Below are 19,146 nucleotides of genomic sequence, written 5' to 3'. Positions count from 1 at the left end.
TTGAACTCGGGTTTACCCCAAAGCCACGCCCCGCGGGTGCGGCGGCCCGTCGCCATAATTGCCCATGTCTTCGAGCCCGTCGCCCTCGGCGCCCTTCGGCGCGGCGAACCTGCCGCATTCCATCGATTCGCCCGACATGTGCCGCGCTGGCCGCGACCTGCTCTCGCTGGCCCTGATCGACGCCCGCAACCACACGCTCCACCTGCTCGGCCTGTACGAAGAGGCGCTGGGCTCGGAAGCCCTTGCCGTGCCGCCCGTGCCCGAGGACGAAGGCGTGGTGCCTCCGGTGTGGCTGGCCGGGCACATCGGCTGGTTTGCCGAGTGGTGGATCGGGCGCAACACGCAGCGTGCCTTCGGCGCCGACTGCCCGGTGCGGCCCACGCGCCTCGCGGCCATCGAACCCAGTGCCGACGACTGGTGGAACCCGGCGCACAGCTCGCCCGGCCGCCGCTGGTCGGCCGACCTGCCTTACCTCGGCCAGACCAAGGCCTACCTGCTCGAAACACTGGAGAGCACGCTCGAACTGCTCGAGCACGCGGCCGAGACCGATGCGGGCCTCTATTTCTACCGCCTCGCGCTGTTCCACGAGGACCTGCGCGGCGAGCAGTTCGTGGTGATGGCACAGACGCTCGGGCTGCCTCTCGGGATCGAGCAGGCGCCCATCGCCGTCACCCGCGAACCGCTGCTGGTGCCCGCCACGCGCTGGGAGCTGGGCCTGCCCGAGAGCGGCTTCGCCTTTGCGCAGGAGCGCGCCGCGTACCGCATCGACGTGCCCGAGTTCGAGATCGATGCGCAGCCCGTCACCTGGAACCAGTACATCGAGTTCGTCGACGACGGCGGCTACGACCGCGAGGAGCTGTGGCACGCCGATGGCTGGCGCTGGCTGGCCGCGCAGGTCGAGGGGCGGCGCGGGCCGCGCCATGTCGAGCAGATCGGCGCGGCGCGCAACGGCACCGGCGGCTCGGTGCTGCAGCACCGCTTCGGCGTCACCGTGCGCGCGGCCGGGCACCACAGTGCCGTGCACTTGAGCTGGTGGGAGGCCGACGCCTGGGCGCGCTGGGCAGGACGCCGCATGGCGACCGAGGTGGAGTGGGAGATCGCGGCGCACACGGCCGCGCGGCGCGGGTTCCGCTGGGCCGATGTGCACGAGTGGACCGCGGGCACGCTGCAGCCGTGGCCCGGGTTCCGGGCCGACCCGTGGAGTGCGGGCGGCGAGTTCGATCCGGTGGCCGCCTTCGGCCGGGCGCGCGTGCTGCGCGGTGCGTCGTTCGCCACGCGTGCGCGGCTTCGCTCGCCGCGCCGCCGGAGCTTTGCGCTGCCGGAGCGCGACGACGGTTTCTTCGGCTTTCGCACCTGCAGCCTTTGATGCCTCGCGCTTCGGGCCCGGCGCCGGTCAACCGAAGACGTTGAACAGCGAGAGCAGCCAGCCCGCCACGCCGGCAAGATTCAGCGGCTCGGCCTTCTCCGGCCCCACTTCCTTCAGCACAGGCTCCGCCTCCAGGGTGTTGGTGCTCAGCAGGTTGTTCAGGAAGTGCCCCACGTCGCCGTCGAAGGCCGGCTGGATGCGGCCGCCGTCGTCGCGCATGTTCGCGGCGCGCGAGGTCTCGGTGCCCGCGAAGGTCAGCGCCGTCGTGACGTGGCTGCCGATCACCAGGTAGCGCGACCACGGCATGTAGTAGCCGAAGTTGGGCAGCGGGCCGAGATTGGCGCGCACCAGGTCCATCTCCTTCTGGAAGAGCTTGAGCTTGGCATCGCGCAGCGCCGAGCCCTCCAGGCCCACGACCTCGGCGTTCTGTGCCCCGATGAAGAAGAAGCGCGAGATGACCTGGTCCTGCTGGAAGCTCGCGAGGCCGAAGCGGTCGTTGGGATAGCGCTTCGACAGCACCGCGCTGAAGCTGCCGGTGTCGCCGCCGCTGGCCTTGGCGATGTTGACCTTCTTGCCCGTGGCTTTTTCCCATCGCGCGATCACGCCGCTGGCCTGCTCGGCGTATTCGGGATGGCCGGGAACGCGGAGGTCGGCGGCCAGCGGCTGCTGGAAGAAGCCCCACGTGTGGGAGGCCAGTTGCCAGAACTTGGCGGCGGGCGTCTTCTCCAGGTCGGCCGGCGAGATGGTTTCACCTGCGCCGTAGACCGGCGCCGTCAGGAGCGGGCCCGAGTCGTTGAGCAGCGCGACGCGCGTCTTCTCGCCCGCGAGCGCCTGCCGGATCATCGGGTAGTTGAACTGCGCCGAGTAGCCGCCCGCGCTGCCGCCGTAGACCAGCAGTTGCTGCAGGTAGCCCTTGTCCGAGAGGCTCTGGGTGAACTTGTTGTCCTGCAGGAACTTCATGGCCGCGCGCACGTTGTTGAGGCCGTTGAAGTTGACGTACCTGGTCTTCGTCGCGTCGTCGGGCGCGGCCGGATCGTTGAACGACCTGAAGCTCGCGCCGGCGGAGACATCGCCCGTGCAATACGGGAAGACCACCTTGGTCCACTTCTGCGTTTCGGGTGCCGTGGTGGTCTGCCAGAGGCGCCCCCACCAGCCGTCGTCCAGCTTGCCCGAGCCTCGCCCGAACAGAAGACGCGCCGCTGCCTCGACGAGGAAGGTGTTGCCTTCCAGCACCGGCGAGGTGAGCAGCAGCGCGGTGTTGGAGACGATGCCGTCGCCCTGGATGTAGCCCGAGGGCAGCCCGTCCGGATTGGCCGCACCCGTTTCGGCATCGGGGCGGCACGACTGGAAGTCCCAGCACGCGCCGCCGCCTTCGAAGTCGACCAGCACCTTGTCGCGCATGCCGGCATCGGAGGAGACCTTGTAGTACATGCGGTAGGGCGTGCCGTTCATGCACGAGGCGCCCGAGCTCGCGGGGAAGGTGTACTCGACCCAGGTGTCCAGGTCGGCCGCCCAGTTGGGTCCCGCGGCGGGAACGATGGTCTGCCCGGGCTTGGAACTGTGGGTGAGGCCCGCGTTGTACTTGCGCGTGGCTTCGTCGATGAAGGCCTGCGCATCGGCGCGGCTTCTTTGCGTGGCGCCTTCCTGCGCGGGCGGCGACGCGCTGTAGGCCGCGCCCATCGAGAGCGTCAAGGCCAGTGCGGCCGCGACTCTCCAGAAAACTCTTGTCGGGTTCATGTGATGTGGCTCCTGATTTTTTTGCAATGAAGGATTTCAGTAGTGGCGGCTTCTGATCTCGAACTCTCTTTGCGCCATCGCGCGCTGCCGCTCTTCGGGGTCTTGCACGGTGGCCTGCACTTCGCTGGCCATCTGGTTCCTGGCCTGCGTGTAGCTCTGGTAGCGGGGCTCGGAGGTGGGCGCCGGCCCCAGCATCTTTCGGGCGTGCGTTTGCAGCGACTCGGTCAGTTGCTTCGTGAGCGCGTCCCGGATCACGGGGTCCGACTCTCCGATCTGGATCAGCGCCCGGGTGGAGGCGATGGCTTCCACGGGCAGGATCTCGCCATTGGCAACGTGTCGGGGCAACTGGTCCAGGATCGCGTAGGACTCATAGCGCCGCTCCTCGTCGCTCAGCGTCGGCAACACCCGGGCGAGGGTGTCCATGCGGTCCCTGAACCGTGCGAGTGCGACGATGCGGTCCACCTCCTGTGCCACGTCCTTGCCGGTGCCGGCGAGGTCGCGCCGAAGCCGCACGACGTCGAGACCGCGCTCCCGCGCGCCGGCCGAGAGGAGGTAGGGCGATGCGCCGGGTGCGAAGGCGGTGTAGCCCGCGGCGCGACGGGCGAGCACGACGCCTTCCCGGGTCGTGGGAGCCTGCGAAGCGGCGGCCGCCGCCGCGTGGGCCGAGGTGCCGGCCGCGGCGGCGTGGCTGTCGGTATCGGCGAGAAAAAGCCAGGCGCCGAGCGCCGTCAGAACGGCCGCGGCGCCGAGGCCGAGCCTGGCGGATGTGGATAGGCGGGAGCGCACGGGGAACCTCTCTTGTCTCTTGTCTTCTTCGTTTCCGTCACCCGGGAAGCGTAGACAGGGACAGCGGCGCCCACTTTCATGCAGCCGCTAAGGTTCTAGGTGAAAACGAGACGGTGCGGGCAGCGGGCCGGCGTGCACCGGCCGCGCCGCGCTCACAGGCCCCAGACGCGCTCGGCCTGGTCGTCCGCCGTCACGCGCACCTGGCGCGAGAGGAACGACGGCGGCAGCCCGAAGGAGCATTGGAAGGTGCGGCTCATGTGGGCCGCACTGGCGAAGCCGCCGTCCAATGCGATGTCGGCCAGCGGACGGCCGCTCGCGAACTGCTGCACGGAGCGGCGCACCTTGGCCCACAGCAGGTAGTTCTTGATCGACACGCCCGCCTGCTCGCGAAACAGGTGGGTCAGCCGGTCGGGCGACAGGCAGGCCACCTCGGACAGTTCCTGCAGCGGCAGCGGGCCCGCATGCGACCGGGCGACGCGCATCACGCTGTCGATGCGCGGATCGAGACCGCCCGCGGACTCGGGGCGTTCGGTAACGGCTTCCACCATCCGCGCGCTGAGCGATTGCAGGTGATGCTCGGCCAGCGCCCCGCACTGCGCCGCCTCGAAGCTGTCACGCAGCCGGCCGAAGCATTGCGCATCGACCGGCACGATGCCCCTCTCGCCCATCCATTGCGACAGCGTGCGGTAGGCGCCGGACCCCGGATCGAGGTTGAGCGAGAGCAGCCCGCAGCCATCCACGTACAGCCGCCGCTGCGCACCAGCCGCGACCACCGCGGCCGTGCAGAGCGCGCGCGTGCCGTCGGCGGCTTCCAGCCGGAACGGATGCCCGCTGACCGAGGCCAGCAGCGTGACCGACGAGCGGGCCGTCAGGTCCGACTCGATGGCCGGCGTCACGTAGAGAAAGCTGCTGTCCCAGAGATGCAGAAAGTTCTGTGCGGCCATGTGTACCCCGAAGAGATACCTCGTCTGTCAGCCGTCCGCGTTCTGGTCCCGTGCTAGCGGCGCTGTTCGAGCGCGGCTTTCACGAGCGACGGGTAAGGCGGCCGCGATTGTGCCGTGGCGGCGAAGCGCTGGCCGGCGATGTCGATTTCGTACGAACCCTTCATCGCCTCGTCCCGCGTCAGCGGCTCGGCGCTGCGTACGTAGCCCATCACCACCATCCGCCCGAGCACCGCGCTCCAGGCGGTGGAGGTCAGTTCGCCCACGGCCTTGCCGTTGCGAAGGATCGGCTCGCCGCCCCAGGCGAAGGCCTGTTCGTCGTCGAGCGTGAACATCAGGAGCCGCTTGGAAAGCCGCTCCGGCGCGAGCTTCGCGAGCGCGGCCTGGCCGATGAACGCGACCGGCTTGTCCAGCTGCACCGCGAATTCGAGGCCCGCCTCGAACGGGGTCTCATCCGGTCCCAGTTCGAGGCCGAAGGCGCGGCGCCCGGCTTCGATGCGCAGGGCGTCGATGGTGTAGTAGCCGCCATCGCGAAGGCCCAGGTCGGCGCCCGCTTCGAACAGCGTGTCGTACACATGCACCGCCATTTCGGTGGGGATGTACAGCTCCCATCCCGGACCGCCGACGTACGAGACCTTGGCCGCGAGCGCACGCGCGTGGCCGACGTCGATCTCGATCACGGCCGATTGCGGAAAAGCCTCCTTGCCGAGATCCTGCGGCGTGACGCGCGACAGCAGCTGCTGCGCTTTCGGGCCGGTCACGGTGAGCGTGCAGTAGCCCGAAGTCACGTCGGTCACCGTCACATGCTCGTCCGGCTGCAGGTGGCGCTTGATGTGGCCGATGTCGCGGTACGGCTGCGCCGAGCCGGTGACGATGAGGAAGCAGTCGGCTGCAAGGCGCATGACGGTGAGATCGCTCTCGAAGCCGCCGCGCTCGTTGAGCAGCGCGGTGTAGGCCATGCTGCCGGGCCGGACCGCCACGTCGTTGGCGCACAGGCGCTGCAACAACTGCTCGGCGTCGCGGCCTTGCACCATCAGCTTGCCGAAGGAGGTCTGGTCGAAGACGACCACATCGCGCCGCACCGCCATCTGCTCTTCGATGCAGGCATCGAGCCAGTCGGGACGGCCGAAGCCGTAGCGCGTTTCCGCCTTCTGGCCCGGCAGCGCGAACCAGCTCGCGCGCTCCCAGCCGAGCTTGCTGCCGAAGGCCGCGCCCTTGGCCTTGAGCTTGTCGTACAGCGGCGAGCGCCGCAGCGGCCGGCCGGACTCCAACTCGTGGCGCGGCCAGCGCATCGCGTAGTGCAGGCCGAGCGCTTCCACCGTGCGGTCCTTCAGCCAGCGCTTGTTGCTGTTGAAGGGCGCAAAGCGGCGAATGTCGACATCGAGCAGATCGGCCGGCGCGGCGCCGCCGACGATCCATTCGGCAATCAGCTTGCCCGCGCCACCGGCGTTCGCGATACCGGCCGAATTGAAGCCGGCGGCCACGAAATAGCCGCGCACCTCGGGCGCTTCGCCGAGGATGAAATTGCCGTCGGGGGTGAAGCTCTCGGGGCCGTTGAGGAAGAGCTTGATCTCGGTAGTCTCCAGCGCCGGCGTGCGGTGCACCGCTTCGTCCAGCAGGATCTGGAACTGGTCCATGTCGTCCGGCAGCAGCTGGAACTCGAACTTCGGCGGAATGCCGTCCATGCCCCAGGGCTTGGCCACCGGCTCGAAGCCGCCCATCACGAGGCCGCCGACTTCTTCCTTGTAGTAGATGTAGCCGTCGGGGTCGCGCAGCACCGGCAGGTCGCGGTGCACGCCTTCGATCTCCTTGGTGACCAGGTAGAAGTGCTCGGCCGAATGCAGCGGAATGTTGACGCCCGACATCTTTCCCAGGTCGCGCGCCCACTGGCCCGCGCAGTTGAGAAAGGTCTCGCAGCGCACCGTGCCCTGGTCGGTCTGCACGCCGACGATGCGGCCGTGCTCGATGATCGTGCCGGTGATCCGCACGCCCTCGAAGACCTTCGCGCCGCGGTTGCGCGCGCCCTTGGCCAGCGACTGCGTGAGGTCGGTCGGGTTGGCCTTGCCGTCGCCGGGCAGCCAGACGGCGCCCACGAGGTCGTCGATGCGCATCAGCGGCCACAGCTCCTTCGCTTCGGCGGGCGTGATGAACTCGGCCTCTATGCCGAAGCTGCGGGCCGTGGCGATGGTCCGCTTGAGCAGCGTCATGCGCTCGGGCGTGCGCGCCACCGTGATGCTGCCGCACTGCTTCCAGCCGGTGGCCAGGCCCGTCTCGGCTTCGAGCGAGGCGTACAGGTCGATGCCGTAGCGGCTCATCTTCGTCATGCTGCGGTTCGCGCGCAGTTGGCCGACCAGCCCGGCGGCGTGCCAGGTCGTGCCGCAGGTGAGCTGGCCCTGCTCGAGCACGATCACGTCGGTGCAGCCGAGCTGGGTGAGGTGGTAGGCCGCGCTGCAGCCGGCGATGCCGCCGCCCGCGATGACGACCTGTGCATGGGAGGGGAGTGGCGTCGCCATGGTGTGTGGGCTTCCTGTCCGGTGGGAGTTGGTTACTTGAAGACCACCGTCTTGTTGCGGTGGACCAGGATCCGGTCTTCCAGGTGATGGCGCACGCTGCGCGACAACACGCTCTTCTCGATGTCCTTGCCCAGGCGCACCATTTCCTCGATCGAGTTGCCGTGGTCGATGTCGATCACGCCCTGCTCGATGATCGGACCGGCGTCGAGCTCGGCGGTCACGTAGTGGCTGGTGGCGCCGGTCATCTTCACTCCGCGCTCGAAGGCCTGGTGGTACGGCTTGCCGCCGACGAAGGCCGGCAGGAAGCTGTGGTGGATGTTGATGATGCGGTTGCGCAGGCGCTCGGTCATCGCGTCCGACAGCACCTGCATGTAGCGCGCGAGCACCATGAAGTCGCCGCTGAATTCGCGGAACAGGCGCTCCACCTCGGCGTAGGCCTGCTCCTTGGTCTCGGGCGTCACGGGCACGTGGAAGTAGGGAATGCCGTGCCACTCGACGAAGGAACGCAGGTCGTTGTGGTTGGAGATCACGCAGGGAATCTCGCAGTGCAGGTCCTTGTTGCGCCAGCGGTGCAGGAGGTCGTTCAGGCAGTGGTCCAGCTTGCTCACCAGCACCACCATGCGCTTCTTCACCGAGCTGTCGGAGATGCCCCATTCCATCTCGAACTGCCTGGCCACGGGTGCGAAGCGCTCCCGGAATTCATCGAGGTAGAAGGGCAGCGTGTCGGCCTGGATCTCCACGCGCATGTAGAAGCGGTTGTGCAGCGCATCGCCGTGCTGGGCCGCCTGCGAGATCAGGCCGCCATGGCTGGCGATGAAACTGCCCACCGCCGCCACGATGCCGGTGCGGTCCGGACAGGTCAGCGTGAGGATGTAGCGGCGAGGCGTCGTTTCGCTCATCGGTACACCTTCGTGCTTCGCACTGCGGAGCGAGCTTGCTTGGGGCGGCCCGGCGCGGCGCTCATGCAGCAACCGGCGCGCTGACCTGCCGGATGTTCATCGCCTTGAGCGTGTCGGCAATCGCCGCCACAGCGCCCGGAATGCCAGCCTCGCCGAAGTGCCCCATGCAGCCGACGCGGAAGGTTTCCACCTGCGTGAGCTTGCCGGGGTAGAGGATGTAGCCGCGCTTCTTGACCTCCTGGTAGAAGGTCTTGAAGTCGTAGTTGGCGTCGTCGGGCGCGTGGAAGGTGATGATGATCGGCGCCTGGATCGCAGGGTCGAGGAAGCTCCTGAAACCCAGCGCGGCCAGCCCATCGATGAGCCCCTTGCAGTTGCGCGCATAGCGCGCGCCGCGCGCGGCGAGGCCGCCTTCCTCGATGTACTGCGCAATGGCGGTGTCCAGCGCGGCCACCACGTGCGTGGGTGGCGTGAAGCGCCATTGCGTGGTCTTCTCCATGTAGACCCACTGGTCGTACAGGTCCATGCTCAGCGAATGGCAGTTGCCTTCGCATTTTTCGAGCGTGCTGCGCTTGATGACGACGAAGCCCATGCCGGGCACGCCTTCGAGGCACTTGCCCGAGGCGGCGACTACCGCGTCGAAGGGCGTCTTGCGTGCGTCGATCTCCAGCGCGCCGAAGGAACTCATTGCATCGATGATCAATCCCCGGCCGTGCTTTGCAGCGACCAATGCGATCTCGTGCAGCGGGTTGAGCACGCCGGCGCCGGTTTCGCAATGCACGACAGCGACGTGGGTGATGCTCGGGTCGGCTGCGAGTGCGCGGTCGACGTCGGCGGGCGAGACCTGCTTTTCCTCGGTGTAGTCGATGGTGGTCAGCTTGCGGCCGAGCACCCTGCAGATTTTTGCGAGGCGCTGGCAGTACGCGCCGTTGCTCGGCACCAGCACATGCCCGTTGCGCGGCACGACGGTGCCGATGGCCGCTTCCACCGAGAAGGTGCCGCTGCCCTGCAGCGGAACGCACTCGTGCGTGCCCGTGCCGTGCACGATGTTCAGCACCTCCTTGCGGATGCGCGCGGTGATCTGGTTGAAGTCGGCGTCCCACGATCCCCAGTCGCGCAGCATCGCTTCGCGTGTGCGGTCCGAGGTGGTCAGGGGGCCGGGCGTGAGCAGGATGGGATAAGCGGGGTGAGGGGCTTGACTCATGGTGTCTCCAGGCGGGGAAGGGGGAATGAGGAAGAAGGTTTGTGTCAGCCGCGGGCCAGGTTGCGCCAGGCTTGCGTGCGCGCGAGCAGCACGCGCGTGAGCAGCGAGTAGGCGATGCACACCAGCGTCGAGGTGACCACGATCAGGCTCGCGAGCGCCGCGGCCGGGCCGATGTCGCCGGCGTCGTCCAGATGCATGATCGCGACCGAGGCGAGGATGGTCTCGGGCGTGTAGAGAAAGATGGCGCACGAGAGGCTGGCCATCGACACCACGAAGAAGTAGCGCCCGATATCGAGGATGGCCGGCAGGCACACCGGCACCGTCACCCGCAGGAAGGTCTTGAAGAACGGCACCTTGAGCGAGGCCGAGACGGCCTCGAACTCGTTGTCGATCTGCTTGAGCGCCGTCACCGCCGTGAGGTGGCTCGAGGTGTAGTAGTGCACCACCATCGAGATGATGAGGATCGCCATCGTCTGGTAGAGAAAATTCAGCGGGTTGGCCGGATGGTTGAAGAACATCACGTAGCCGAGGCCGAGCACCAGGCCCGGCACCGCCATCGACAGCACCGCCATCAGGTGCATGCCCTTGCGCATGAGGCCGAGGTTGCGCGTCTTCTCGATCAGGTAGGCGCCCACGAACACGATGAGCGAGCCGGCCACGGCGGTGACCATCGCCACGATCAGGCTGTTGCCATAGGCCTCGGCCATGTCGCTCTCCACCAGCACGAAGTGGTAGTGCTTGAGCGTGAGCGAGAGGTCGTAGGGCCAGAGCGAAATCACCGAGGTGTAGATCGCCATGCCGATGGTGGCCAGCAGCAGGCCGCACACCACCGTGCAAAAGAGCGTGAGCAGCGCATCGGCCACCTTGCGGCGCTTGGGGCTGTAGGGCACCGAGCGTGCGGTGAGCTGCGCCTTCAGCTTGCGCCGTACCACGTAGTCGATCACGAACGAGACGATCGAAGGCAGCAGCAGCAACATGCCCACCACCGCGCCGATCGAGAAGTTGTGCTGCCCGACCACCTGCTTGAACACGTCGACCGACAGCACATTGAAGTTGCCGCCGATCACCTTGGGCGCGCCGAAGTCGCTCACCACATAGGTGAAGACCACCGTGGCCGCGCTGATCAGGCCGTACTTGCACGAGGGCAGCGTGATCGTCATGAACTGGCGAAACGGCCGGGTGCGCAGCGCGGTGGCCGCTTCGTACAGCCGGCCGTCGGCCAGCGACAGCGCGGTGACCAGGATCATCAGCGCATGCGGAAAGGTGTTGTAGACCTCGGCCAGGATGATCCCCGGCGCGCCGTAGATCGATGCGCCGCCCAGCAGGAACTTGAGCGCCCCCTGGTTGCCGAACCACTGCACGAACGAGATGGCAGACAGCAGCGAGGGCGCGAGCAGCGGAATGAGCGCGATGAGCCGGAACACCGCCTTCAGCGGCGCCGGCATGCGGCTGCGCGTGAGCGCGTAGGCGAAGACGAAGGCGGTGGGCACCGAGATCGCCACCACCGCCGCCGAGACCCACACCGAGTTCCAGGCCGCGCGCAGCAGGCTCGGCGTCTGGAAGTAGGTGATGAAGTGCGCGAGGCCGACGAAGCGGCCGTCCTTGTCCTGCACCGCGTGCGCGAGGATGGTGACCAGCGGCGCGATGAGAAACACGAACAGCATCGCCATCACCACGAACAGGATGGCGCGCGCGATGGTTTCGTCGCGGCTCCAGCGCATCGCGGGCCGTGCGGCGAACGACGCCTTCGCGGCGGAAGGGTGGGCCAGCGTGTTCATGGCTTGGGCGAGCGTGCGGCCGAGAAAGCGCGGATGCGGTTGGCGCGCAGCGCGATGTCGATCGTGTTGCCTTCGCGGATGTCCAGGTCGTGCAGCTGGTTGAGCGAGAAGTGCAGGCCCAGCACCTGCCCGTGCAGCGCATCGGCCGTCACCTCGGCGATGCACAGGCCGCCGAGGAATTCGACCTTGGTCACCTTGGCCTGCAGCCGGTTGGGCGTGTCGTCGCCCAGGTGCTCGACCGCGCGGTCCTCGGGGCGCAGGTAGAGGTTGACGGCCTCTCCGGGCTCGAAGGCACCGTCGCAGGCATCGCACTCGAGCTCCATGTCGCCGACCTGGAAACGGTGGTTGCCCAGCGCCACCGAACGCAGCACGTTGACCTTGCCGACGAAGTCCGCCACGAAGGGCGTGGCCGGCTGTTCGTAGACCTCCATGGGGGTGCCGACCTGCTCGATCACGCCATGGTTCATGACCACGATGCGGTCGGCCATCGAGAGCGCTTCTTCCTGGTCGTGCGTGACCATGATGGTCGTGATGCCCACCTGCTTCTGCAGCCGGCGGATCTCGCCGCGCAGGCGAATGCGCTCCAGCGCGTCGAGCGCCGAGAGCGGTTCGTCGAGCAGCAGGAGGCCGGGGCGCGTGGCGAGCGCGCGGGCGAGGGCCACGCGCTGCTGCTGGCCGCCGGAAAGCTGGCTCGGGTATTTGTTGCCCGAAGTCGGCAGGCCGACGAGCTTCAGGAGTTCTTCGACGCGCGCCTTGATCTCGCCCTTCCGCGCGCGGCTGTTGACCAGCCCGTAGCCGATGTTCTCGGCAATCGAGAGGTTGGGAAAGAGCGCATACGACTGGAACACGATGCCGTAGTCGCGCTTGTCCGGCGAGAGCCACGAGACGTCCCTGCCGTTCTGCAGGATCTGTCCGGACGTTTGGGTCTCCAGCCCCGCGATGATCCGCAGCAGCGTCGTCTTGCCGCAGCCCGAGGGGCCGAGAAAGCACAGCATCTCGCCAGGGTTCACGCGCAGGTGCACATCGCGCAGTGCGCTGAAGGTCTCGAAGTCCTTGCGAACGCCGACGATCTCCAGCGCCGCGGGGGCGGTCGTGGGCACCGGACTGGCAATGAACTTGGTGTCGGTCATATCCATTTTTCGCACTCGTCGTTGGCGGGCGCCGCTGGGCGTGGCGTCGCGGGTGGGGAAAAGGTCGTGGGCGTATCGGGCTTCTTCGCGGGACACCGCGGAACCGGCTTTGCCGGGCCGCTGGTGTCGCCCCCGCTAGGGGGTTGGAGAAGCGACACGAAGTGCGCGCAGCCTGGGGGCAAGCCTTATTTCGGTTCGGCCTTGCCTTCGTAGCGCTTGCTCCACTCGGCCAGGATGCGTTCGCGGTTCTTCGCGGCCCAGTTGATGTCGTTCTTGGCCAGCAGCTTCTCGTAGTTCTCGGGAATGCCTTCGAGCTTCGACACGACACCGGGGTAGGCGACCACGGCCCACCAGCGCGCGCTGATCTGGTTGGCTTCCTTGCTGGCCATCCAGTCGGCGAAGCGCTTGCCTTGCTCCAGCTTCGTGCTGGTCTTCATGAGGCTGGTGGCCTCGATGTCCCAGCCCAGGCCCTCCTTCGGAAAGATCAGGTCGACCGGCGCGCCCGACTTCTTGACCTGGTGCGCGCGGAACTCGAAGGAGATGCCGATCGGGAACTCGCCCGCACCCGCCTGCTTGCAGGGCTTGGAGCCCGAATGCACGTACTGCGCGATGTTCTGGTGCAGCGCGTCCATGTACTTCCAGCCTTCGGCATCGCCCATGTTCTGCAGCCACGAAGACACGTCCAGGTAGCCGGTGCCGCTGGAGGCCGGGTGCGGCATCGAAATCGTGCCCTTGTAGACGGGCTTGGCCAGGTCCTTCCAGCTTTCGGGCTTGGGCAGGCCCAGCTTCTGCGCCTCGACGCGGTTGAAGCAGATGGTCGCGGCCCACACGTCCATGCCGACCCAGGCGGGTGGGCGGGCGCTGTCGGAGTACGCGGGGTTCAGCTCCTTGAAGCCCTTGGGCTCGTACGGCAGGAGCATGCCTTCCTGCTGCAGCAGCGCGAGGCTGCTGGCGGCGAGGCCCGCCACCACGTCGGCCTGCGGGTTGGCTTTTTCGGCGAGCAGCTTGGCGGTGACGATGCCGGTGGAGTCGCGCACCCACTTCACTTCGATGTCGGGATTGGCCTTCTCGAAGGCGTCCTTGTAGAGCTTCATGGCGTCGGTCTCGAGCGCCGTGTAGACCAGGAGCGGGGTCTTCTGCGCCCACGCCGCGCCGGCCATGAGGCCGAGCGCCGCAACACACAGGGCGGCCGTGAGACGGCGCGTGCTTTGTTTCATCGTCATCTGTTTCTCCTGAGAGGGCTTGCTGATCACCGGGGTGAGTGAGTGGCGGGCTCCGGCGCGTGGCGTGCCAAGGTCCGGTGAACGCAATGTAGATTGGCGATTGGCGACTGTCAATAAAAGATTGTTGACAGTTTTCAATTCTTCGGGAAAATACGCCCCATGGTCACCAGCAATCACTCCGCCGCCCTCGCGTTCCTCCAATCCAGCTCGCTGCCGATGCTGATGCAGGAGGAAATCGAGCGTTTGATCATGACCGGCGAGCTCCCCGTGGGCAGCCGCATCAACGAGAGCGAGCTCTCGCAGCGCTTCAACACCAGCCGCGGCCCGATTCGCGAGGCGCTGCGCGCCCTCGAAGAAGCCGGCCTCGTGCGCAATGAAAAGAACCGCGGCGTCTTCGTGCGCGAAATCGCCTTCGAGGAGGCCGACGAAATCTACGAACTGCGCGAGGCGCTGGAAGAAATCATCGGCCGCCGCGTGGCGCTGGCCATCGCGCCCGACGCCATCGAGCGGCTGCGCGCCATGGTCGATGCGATGCGCTCGGCCGCCCAGGCGCAGGACGTGGAGCAATACGCGCAACTCAACCTGCAGTTCCACGAGATCCTGCTCGACACCGCGGGCAGCAAGAAGCTCACCGAGACCTACAAGCGCCTCGTGAAGGAACTGCACCTTTTCAGAATGCGCGCGCTCGACAGCGGCGGGGGCCTCAAGGTCTCGGCCGACGAGCACAGCCACATCGTCGAGGCCATTGCGAGCGGCAACCCCGAGACGGCGGGGCGCGCGCTGCGCGAACACGTCGCGGGCAGCCGCTCGCGCATGCACAAGGCCTTCGGCCGCGCCGATTCCGACGCGGCCGCGGCATCGAACAACCCACCCCAGAAGGAAGTCTGAAATGACACCGGAGACACTCGAAGTCAATGCCCGTAGCTATCGCTGGATGGCGCGCCCTGTCGTGGTCGTGTGCGTGGACGGCAGCGAGCCGGCCTACCTCGATGCGGCCATCGCGGCCGGCGTGGCCCCGTACTTCGATCGCATGATCAAGTCGGGCGCCAACCTGCTGGGCGATTGCGTGGTGCCCTCGTTCACCAACCCGAACAACCTGTCGATCGTGACCGGCGTGCCGCCCGCGGTGCATGGCATCTGCGGCAACTACTTCTTCGACCGCGAGCTGGGCCAGGAAGTGATGATGAACGACCCCAAGTACCTGCGCGCCGGCACCGTGCTGGCCGCCTTCGCCGATGCGGGCGCCAAGGTGGCGGTGGTCACGGCCAAGGACAAGCTGCGCAAGCTCCTGGGCCATCGCATGAAGGGCATCTGCTTCTCGTCGGAGAAGTCGGACCAGGTGACGATGGAGGAAAACGGCATCGACGACGTGCTCGGCATGGTCGGCATGCCGGTGCCCTCGGTCTACAGCGCGGAGCTGTCGGAGTTCGTGTTCGCCTCGGGCGTGAAGCTGATGGAATCGCGCCGCCCTGACCTCATGTATCTCTCGACCACCGACTACGTGCAGCACAAGGCCGCACCGGGCAGCCCGGCCGCCAATGCCTTCTACGCAATGATGGACGGCTACCTCGCGCAGCTCGATGCGCTGGGCGCCACCATCGTGGTCACGGCCGACCACGGCATGAACGACAAGCACGGCGCCGACGGCTCGCCCAACGTCATCTACCTGCAGGACGTGCTGGACGAGTGGTACGGCGCCGGCGTGGCCCGCGTGATCCTGCCGATCACCGACCCGTATGTGGTGCACCACGGCGCCCTCGGTTCGTTCGCGACCGTGTACGCACCCGACGAGGCGCGCGTGCCCGGCTGGATCGATCGCATCCAGCGCGTGCCGGGCATGGAGCTCGTGCTCTCGCGAAAGGACGCCGCGCAGCGTTTCGAGCTGCCGCCCGATCGCATCGGCGACATCGTGGTGGTGAGCGAGCGCAACACCGTCATCGGCACCGCGGCGAGCCGCCACGACCTGTCGGCGCTCGAAGTACCGCTGCGCTCGCACGGCGGCGTATCGGAGCAGCGCGTGCCGCTCATCTGCAACCGTCCGGTGACGGGCATTGCCGCCAACCGGCGGCTGCGCAACTTCGATGCGCTCGACATCGCGCTGAACCACGCCCAGTAACGAACGAAACGCCTTCCGGAGCAAGTACCCATGAGCCAAGTCATCCTGAAGCCAGGCACCATCCACCGCGAGGCCCTGCGTATCGCCGGTGAACGCGTCCACCGCGACCGCACGATCGAGGTCACCTATCCCTACACCGGCGAGGTGATCGCCACCGTGCCCAAGGCCACGCTGGACGACGTGCGCAATGCGCTGCGCATCGCACGCGACTACAAGCCGACGCTCACCCGCTACGAGCGCTACAAGATCCTGATGCGCGCGGGCGAGATCATTGCCTCGCGGCTGGACGAGATGTCGCGCACCATCACGCTCGAATCAGGTCTCTCGCGCAAGGACTCGCTGTACGAAGTGGGCCGCGCGTCCGACGTGTTGCTGTTCGCCGCCAACCAGGCGCTGGTGGACGACGGCCAGGTGTTCTCGTGCGACCTCACGCACCACGGCAAGAGCCGCAAGGTCTACACGATGCGAGAGCCCTTGCTGGGCGCCATCACCGCCATCACGCCGTTCAACCATCCGCTGAACCAGGTGATCCACAAGGTGGCACCGGCCATTGCGACCAACAACCGCATCGTCCTGAAGCCCAGCGAGAAGACACCGCTCACGGCGTTCCTCCTGGCCGACATCCTGTACGAAGCGGGCCTGCCGCCGCAGATGCTGTCGGTGCTCACCGGCGACCCGAAGGAAATCGCCGACGAACTGCTCACCAACGCCGACGTCGACCTCGTCACCTTCACCGGCGGCGTGCCCATCGGCAAGTACATCGCGGGCAAGGCCGTCTACAAGCGCCAGATCCTGGAGCTGGGCGGCAACGACCCGATCATCGTGATGGAAGACGCCGACGTGGAGGAGGCCGCCACGCTCGCCGCCAACGGTTCGTACAAGAATTCGGGCCAGCGCTGCACGGCAGTCAAGCGCATGCTGGTGCACGAGTCGGTGGCCGACCAGTTCGTCGAACTGCTGGTCGCCAAGACCCGCGCCCTGAAGTACGGCGACCCGATGGACCCCGACACCGACATGGGCACCGTCATCGACGAGGCCGCCGCCAAGCAGTTCGAGGCCGTCGTCAACGAAGCCATTGCCGCCGGCGCGAAGCTGCGCTGCGGCAACGAGCGCCGCGGTGCGCTCTATTCGCCGACGGTGCTCGACCACGTCGATCCGGAAATGACGGTGGCCAAGCACGAGACCTTCGGGCCCGTGTCGCCGGTGATCCGCTTCAAGAACATCGACGAGGCGATCCGCATCTCCAACGGCACGGCCTATGGCCTCTCGTCGGCGGTCTGCACCAACCGGCTGGACTACATCACGCGTTTCATCCGCGAGCTGAACGTGGGCAGCGTCAACGTGCGCGAGGTGCCGGGCTACCGGCTGGAGCTCACGCCCTTCGGCGGCATCAAGGACTCGGGCCTGGGCTACAAGGAAGGTGTGCTCGAGGCGATGAAGAGCTTCACCAACACCAAGACCTATTCGCTGCCCTGGTAACCATGAGCCTGAGCATTCCCGATATCGTCGGCCTCTTCGAAACCAAGGGCCATGCGCAGTACGACGGCGAGCCCGTCACGCAGCTGGCGCACGCCCTGCAGTCGGCGCACCTGGCCGAGCGGGAGGGCGCGGACAGCGCGCTGATCGCCGCCTCGCTGCTGCACGACCTGGGCCACCTGCTGCACGACTTCGGCGGCACGCCGACGCAGCAGGGGCTCGACGACCTGCACCAGTACCGCTGCCTGCCGTTTCTTCGTGCGCTGTTCGGTCCGGCCACGCTGGAGCCGATTCGCCTGCATGTGGATGCCAAGCGCTTCCTGTGTGCGCGCGTGCCCGGCTACCTGGAGGCGCTGTCGCCCGATTCGAAGCGCAGCCTGCAATTGCAGGGCGGTGTGTTCGACGAGGCGCAGGCGAAAGCATTCGAGGCCCTGCCTTATGCGATGGATGCAGTCCGCCTGCGGCAGTGGGACGACACGGCCAAGCTGGCCGATGCGGACATGCCCGATCTTGCGCACTTCGTGCGCCACCTCGAAATCAGCGCTGCCGAGCATCGGCAGGCCCTCAGCGTTTAAGGCACACGGATGCGCCCCTTCTGGATCGAACAGGCGCTCTTCAACGACGGCGACCTGGCCCCTGCATTGCAAGGCGAACACAGCGCCGATGTCTGCATCGTCGGCGGAGGCTTCACCGGCTTGTGGACGGCCATTCAGGCCAAGCTGAAGGCGCCTACGCTCGACATCGTCATTCTCGAGAGCGACCTCTGCGGCGCCGGTGCGAGTGGCCGCAACGGCGGCTGCCTGCTGACGTGGTCGGCCAAGTTCCTTACGCTGCGCCGACTGTTCGGAGAGCACGAGGCAGTGCGCCTTGTGAAAGCATCCGAGGCGGCGGTGCAACACATCGCGGACTTCTGCGCTGCGCACGGCATCGACGCCGAACTGCGGCAGGATGGCACGCTCTACACTGCGACCTCGCAGGCGCAGATCGGCACGCTCGATCCGGTGATGCGTGCGCTGGAAGCGCGCGGCATCCATTCCTACCGCACGCTGCCTCCGGAAGAAGTGGCGCGGCGCTCGGGCTCGGCGCGCAACCTGGCGGGCGTGTATTCGCCCATTGCCGCCACCGTGCATCCGGGCAAGCTGGTGCGAGGCCTGCGGCGCGTGGCGATGGCCATGGGCATCCGCATTCATGAGCGCACGCCGATGCTCGACTTCAGCACCGACCATCCGGTGGTCGTGCGCACGCCCGCGGGCAGTGTGCGAGCGAAGAAGCTGGTGCTTGCGATGAACGCATGGATGGCGAGCAGGTTTGCGCAGTTCGAGCGCACCATCGCCATCGTGTCGAGCGACATGATCATCACCGAGCGGTGCCCCGAGCTGCTGCGGCAGATCGGCCTGGCCGATGGCGTGTCGGTGCTCGACTCGCGCACCTTCGTCTACTACTACCGCAGCACGGTCGACGGCCGCATCATGCTGGGCAAGGGCGGCAACACCTTCGCCTGGGGAGGCCGCATGGCCAAGGTGTTCGACGAGCGCTCGCCGTACGAAGCCGAGCTCACGCAGGCCCTGCATTCCTTCTTCCCGGCATTGCGCGAGACGCCGATCACCGCGAGCTGGAATGGCCCGTCGGACCGCTCGGTGACCGGCTTTCCGTTCTTCGGCAAGCTCGATGGCGCGCCGCACATCTGCTACGGCTTCGGCTACTCGGGCAACGGCGTCGGGCCCACCTACATGGGCGGGCAGATTCTCTCGTCGATGGTGCTCGGCGAGGACAACGCGTGGACGCGCAGTCCGCTCACGAACGGCCCGCTCGGCCACTTTCCGCCGGAGCCGATGCGCTATGCGGGCTCGATCGTCGTGCGCAACGCGATCCGCCGGAAGGAACTTGCGGAAGACAGCAACCGCCAGCCGTGGCTGGTGGACCGCATGCTCAGCAAACTGGCCAACGCCGCAGGCAAGGCCGACAAGGCCTGACCGGCGG

General features: G+C 67.2%; 15 protein-coding genes. 6 read left to right on the top strand and 9 right to left on the bottom strand.

Going from position 1 to position 19,146, the window contains the following annotated elements:
* Positions 1 to 64 precede the first annotated feature (64 nt).
* Positions 65 to 1,366: an SUMF1/EgtB/PvdO family nonheme iron enzyme gene (locus J2W23_RS05380; protein ID WP_307647920.1), complete on the top strand. Its 1,302-nt coding sequence runs from the start codon at positions 65 to 67 to the stop codon at positions 1,364 to 1,366.
* Positions 1,367 to 1,393: 27 nt separating this feature from the next.
* Here J2W23_RS05380 and J2W23_RS05375 read toward each other — a convergent pair whose 3' ends face one another.
* The 9 genes from J2W23_RS05375 to J2W23_RS05335 form a co-directional block, all read right to left on the bottom strand.
* Positions 1,394 to 3,103, bottom strand: a complete 1,710-nt coding sequence (locus tag J2W23_RS05375) for a pectin acetylesterase-family hydrolase (RefSeq protein WP_307647919.1) — start codon at positions 3,101 to 3,103, stop codon at positions 1,394 to 1,396.
* A gap of 36 nt (positions 3,104 to 3,139) precedes the next feature.
* Positions 3,140 to 3,889: a hypothetical protein gene (locus J2W23_RS05370; RefSeq protein WP_307647918.1), complete on the bottom strand. Its 750-nt coding sequence runs from the start codon at positions 3,887 to 3,889 to the stop codon at positions 3,140 to 3,142.
* A gap of 152 nt (positions 3,890 to 4,041) precedes the next feature.
* Positions 4,042 to 4,833: a helix-turn-helix domain-containing protein gene (locus J2W23_RS05365; protein WP_176658799.1), complete on the bottom strand. Its 792-nt coding sequence runs from the start codon at positions 4,831 to 4,833 to the stop codon at positions 4,042 to 4,044.
* A gap of 53 nt (positions 4,834 to 4,886) precedes the next feature.
* Positions 4,887 to 7,343, bottom strand: a complete 2,457-nt coding sequence (locus tag J2W23_RS05360) for a GcvT family protein (protein ID WP_307647917.1) — start codon at positions 7,341 to 7,343, stop codon at positions 4,887 to 4,889.
* Between the two features lie 32 nt (positions 7,344 to 7,375).
* Positions 7,376 to 8,242: a formyltetrahydrofolate deformylase gene (purU, locus tag J2W23_RS05355; protein WP_176658797.1), complete on the bottom strand. Its 867-nt coding sequence runs from the start codon at positions 8,240 to 8,242 to the stop codon at positions 7,376 to 7,378.
* Between the two features lie 61 nt (positions 8,243 to 8,303).
* Positions 8,304 to 9,443 (bottom strand): 2-aminoethylphosphonate--pyruvate transaminase, encoded by a 1,140-nt coding sequence (locus J2W23_RS05350; RefSeq protein WP_307647916.1) that lies wholly within the window; start codon positions 9,441 to 9,443, stop codon positions 8,304 to 8,306.
* Positions 9,444 to 9,487: 44 nt separating this feature from the next.
* The gene (locus tag J2W23_RS05345) at positions 9,488 to 11,221 is read right to left on the bottom strand and encodes a putative 2-aminoethylphosphonate ABC transporter permease subunit (protein WP_307647915.1); all 1,734 of its coding nucleotides are present in this window, start codon (positions 11,219 to 11,221) and stop codon (positions 9,488 to 9,490) included.
* A complete protein-coding gene (locus J2W23_RS05340) occupies positions 11,218 to 12,357 on the bottom strand; it encodes a putative 2-aminoethylphosphonate ABC transporter ATP-binding protein (protein WP_307647914.1) in 1,140 nt (379 codons plus the stop codon). The genes J2W23_RS05345 and J2W23_RS05340 overlap by 4 nt, the downstream gene beginning before the upstream one ends.
* 179 nt (positions 12,358 to 12,536) lie before the next feature.
* Positions 12,537 to 13,574: a putative 2-aminoethylphosphonate ABC transporter substrate-binding protein gene (locus J2W23_RS05335; RefSeq protein WP_373423877.1), complete on the bottom strand. Its 1,038-nt coding sequence runs from the start codon at positions 13,572 to 13,574 to the stop codon at positions 12,537 to 12,539.
* A 159-nt stretch (positions 13,575 to 13,733) separates the two neighbouring features.
* Between J2W23_RS05335 and J2W23_RS05330 the strand changes: the two genes are divergently transcribed.
* The 5 genes from J2W23_RS05330 to J2W23_RS05310 are packed head-to-tail and all read left to right on the top strand — an operon-like array spanning position 13,734 to position 19,139.
* Positions 13,734 to 14,462, top strand: coding sequence for a phosphonate utilization associated transcriptional regulator (locus J2W23_RS05330; protein ID WP_176658793.1), 729 nt, complete (start codon positions 13,734 to 13,736; stop codon positions 14,460 to 14,462).
* Between the two features lies 1 nt (position 14,463).
* A complete protein-coding gene (gene phnA / locus J2W23_RS05325) occupies positions 14,464 to 15,690 on the top strand; it encodes a phosphonoacetate hydrolase (RefSeq protein WP_307647913.1) in 1,227 nt (408 codons plus the stop codon).
* A gap of 30 nt (positions 15,691 to 15,720) precedes the next feature.
* Positions 15,721 to 17,169, top strand: a complete 1,449-nt coding sequence (gene phnY, locus J2W23_RS05320; protein ID WP_307647912.1) for a phosphonoacetaldehyde dehydrogenase — start codon at positions 15,721 to 15,723, stop codon at positions 17,167 to 17,169.
* 2 nt (positions 17,170 to 17,171) lie between these two features.
* Positions 17,172 to 17,741, top strand: a complete 570-nt coding sequence (locus tag J2W23_RS05315) for a phosphonate degradation HD-domain oxygenase (protein ID WP_307647911.1) — start codon at positions 17,172 to 17,174, stop codon at positions 17,739 to 17,741.
* Positions 17,742 to 17,750: 9 nt separating this feature from the next.
* Entirely contained in the window at positions 17,751 to 19,139 is a 1,389-nt protein-coding gene (locus tag J2W23_RS05310) for an FAD-dependent oxidoreductase (RefSeq protein WP_307647910.1), read from the top strand.
* Positions 19,140 to 19,146 lie beyond the last annotated feature (7 nt).

Origin of the sequence: Variovorax boronicumulans (genome assembly GCF_030812215.1) — a bacterium.
Lineage (GTDB): Bacteria > Pseudomonadota > Gammaproteobacteria > Burkholderiales > Burkholderiaceae_C > Variovorax > Variovorax boronicumulans_C.
The sequence above is the reverse complement of the archived record's forward strand: the minus strand, read 5'-3'. Positions and strand labels throughout refer to the sequence as shown.

What these genes read in the sequence shown, in the direction of transcription:
- J2W23_RS05380 (WP_307647920.1), top strand. Translation starts at nt 65, where the DNA reads ATGTCTTCGAGCCCGTCGCCCTCGGCGCCCTTCGGCGCGGCGAACCTG.
- J2W23_RS05375 (WP_307647919.1), bottom strand. Translation starts at nt 3,103, where the DNA reads ATGAACCCGACAAGAGTTTTCTGGAGAGTCGCGGCCGCACTGGCCTTG.
- J2W23_RS05365 (WP_176658799.1), bottom strand. Translation starts at nt 4,833, where the DNA reads ATGGCCGCACAGAACTTTCTGCATCTCTGGGACAGCAGCTTTCTCTAC.
- J2W23_RS05360 (WP_307647917.1), bottom strand. Translation starts at nt 7,343, where the DNA reads ATGGCGACGCCACTCCCCTCCCATGCACAGGTCGTCATCGCGGGCGGC.
- purU (WP_176658797.1), bottom strand. Translation starts at nt 8,242, where the DNA reads ATGAGCGAAACGACGCCTCGCCGCTACATCCTCACGCTGACCTGTCCG.
- J2W23_RS05350 (WP_307647916.1), bottom strand. Translation starts at nt 9,443, where the DNA reads ATGAGTCAAGCCCCTCACCCCGCTTATCCCATCCTGCTCACGCCCGGC.
- J2W23_RS05345 (WP_307647915.1), bottom strand. Translation starts at nt 11,221, where the DNA reads ATGAACACGCTGGCCCACCCTTCCGCCGCGAAGGCGTCGTTCGCCGCA.
- J2W23_RS05340 (WP_307647914.1), bottom strand. Translation starts at nt 12,357, where the DNA reads ATGGATATGACCGACACCAAGTTCATTGCCAGTCCGGTGCCCACGACC.
- J2W23_RS05335 (WP_373423877.1), bottom strand. Translation starts at nt 13,574, where the DNA reads ATGACGATGAAACAAAGCACGCGCCGTCTCACGGCCGCCCTGTGTGTT.
- J2W23_RS05330 (WP_176658793.1), top strand. Translation starts at nt 13,734, where the DNA reads ATGGTCACCAGCAATCACTCCGCCGCCCTCGCGTTCCTCCAATCCAGC.
- phnA (WP_307647913.1), top strand. Translation starts at nt 14,464, where the DNA reads ATGACACCGGAGACACTCGAAGTCAATGCCCGTAGCTATCGCTGGATG.
- phnY (WP_307647912.1), top strand. Translation starts at nt 15,721, where the DNA reads ATGAGCCAAGTCATCCTGAAGCCAGGCACCATCCACCGCGAGGCCCTG.
- J2W23_RS05315 (WP_307647911.1), top strand. Translation starts at nt 17,172, where the DNA reads ATGAGCCTGAGCATTCCCGATATCGTCGGCCTCTTCGAAACCAAGGGC.
- J2W23_RS05310 (WP_307647910.1), top strand. Translation starts at nt 17,751, where the DNA reads ATGCGCCCCTTCTGGATCGAACAGGCGCTCTTCAACGACGGCGACCTG.